Below are 499 nucleotides of genomic sequence, written 5' to 3'. Positions count from 1 at the left end.
CCCAGACGTGGGTCGTCGATTGCCGGGCGGTCGGTCGTGGTTTATCTGCGCTGAAATACCTCTCTCGCTACTTGTATCGCGGGGTATTACCCGATAAAGATATTATCGATATCAGTGACCATCAGGTGACCTTCCGTTACACCGACAGCCAGACCCTGCAATCGGCGACACGCTCTTTGCCTGCCCGACAGTTCCTAATGTTGATACTTCAGCATGTGTTACCCAAAGGGCTACAACGGGTGCGGGACTATGGCTTGTTGCATGGCAGTGCAAAGCGAAAACGATACAGCATTCAGCTCATGCTGCTTCAAATGGCACGTCTGATGTTGCCTGTGCCACCGCCGTTAAATAAGCCAGTAACAAGACGTTGCCCACACTGTGGTGAACACCTGATGGTCTGCGTCGGAGTCTCGCGACCGAGATAGCCGAAAGGCAAACAGAATAAGGAGAATGGCCGTCACTGGCTCAGAGGAGAACGAACCGAGAAACACACGCACCA

At 53.1% G+C, this 499-nt stretch carries 1 protein-coding gene; it reads left to right on the top strand.

What is annotated here, in order from left to right; all coding sequences use genetic code 11:
* Window positions 1-425: transposase (locus tag LRP50_RS25475; protein WP_274167186.1), on the top strand; the 425-nt coding region annotated here is incomplete at its 5' end.
* Window positions 426-499 lie beyond the last annotated feature (74 nt).

Origin of the sequence: Enterovibrio gelatinilyticus, assembly GCF_028683095.1 — a bacterium.
Lineage (GTDB): Bacteria > Pseudomonadota > Gammaproteobacteria > Enterobacterales > Vibrionaceae > Enterovibrio > Enterovibrio gelatinilyticus.
Note: the sequence above shows the minus strand (reverse complement) of the source record. Positions and strands in the feature narration are given on the sequence as shown.